Origin of the sequence: Sporosarcina beigongshangi, assembly GCF_033485195.1 — a bacterium.
Taxonomy (GTDB): Bacteria; Bacillota; Bacilli; order Bacillales_A; family Planococcaceae; genus Sporosarcina; species Sporosarcina beigongshangi.
Genome location: NZ_JAWLIR010000046.1, coordinates 1 through 647, shown reverse-complemented (window position 1 = coordinate 647; position 647 = coordinate 1). Strand labels below are relative to the sequence as shown.

General features: G+C 46.1%; 1 protein-coding gene. It reads left to right on the top strand.

From position 1 onward, the window contains the following. Positions 1-507: CPBP family intramembrane glutamic endopeptidase (locus R2B77_RS15930; RefSeq protein WP_322555754.1), on the top strand; the 507-nt coding region annotated here is incomplete at its 5' end. Between the last annotated feature and the right edge of the window lie 140 nt (positions 508-647).

Genomic DNA, 647 nt, shown 5'->3' with positions numbered 1-647 from the left:
GCTCAATTCATCCGCAATATTCAGCCTATTATCACAGCATCACTTGGCGCTGCCGTGATAGAGGAATTAATCTTTCGGGGGCTTGTCTTTCAAGCAATTGAAAAAATCGGTGGGAGTTGGATTGCATTGGCCGTGACATCCATTTTCTTTGGGATCGTCCACCTCGGCAACCCCGGAGCTACGATTTGGGGGGCTTTCTCTATTTCCATTGAAGCTGGTGTCTTACTAGGTGCAGCTTTCCTTTGGCGGCGCAATATTTGGTTTGTCATTGGCCTCCACTTCTTTTGGAATACAATACAGGGACTCTTAGGTATCCCCGTCTCAGGACATCCTTCTACGGGTCTTTTTACAGTCGAAGTTGCAGGTCCGGCCCTTCTCACTGGGGGTGAATTTGGTCTTGAAGCATCGATAGTGACCGTCATAATGGGTCTGTTAATAGCCATCCCTATGCTGATCCTTGCTCGCCGCAAAGGGAATTTCGTATCTCGCCGTAAAGATCCAAAATAACATTTGAACCCGTTGAAAGTAATTATGTAAGGTGTTGACTATTCTTTCGAAATGTTAGCTCTCTCCGTAGTCGTTCTGTTAAAATCCGGTCACTCACACAATGGAAAAAAGTAATCACCCTCACTTGAAGTGCAGGGTGA